This is a genomic window from Planococcus sp. RAB007_Raresut, from assembly GCF_057369535.1.
Genome location: NZ_JBXYIF010000237.1, coordinates 1 through 244 on the forward strand (window position 1 = coordinate 1; position 244 = coordinate 244).

Genomic DNA, 244 nt, shown 5'->3' on the forward strand with positions numbered 1-244 from the left:
GCATCATTATGTGCGTGAAGACCAACAGACATTATACGGTTTCCGGTCACGTCGCGAGCGTGAGCTGTTCAATAAACTCCTTAGCGTGAGCGGGATTGGACCAAAAGGTGCGCTTGCCATCGTCGCGTCCGGCGATATCGACGCATTGATCGATGCGATTGAAACCGAGAATGAGAAATATTTAACGAAATTCCCGGGAGTCGGGAAGAAGTCAGCCAAACAGATGGCGCTCGACTTGAAAGGG

The 244-nt window shown here is 50.8% G+C and carries 1 protein-coding gene; it reads left to right on the plus strand.

Going from position 1 to position 244, the window contains the following annotated elements:
• Window positions 1-244: Holliday junction branch migration protein RuvA (gene ruvA, locus AC2Q9J_RS18400; RefSeq protein WP_499042171.1), on the plus strand; the 244-nt coding region annotated here is incomplete at both ends.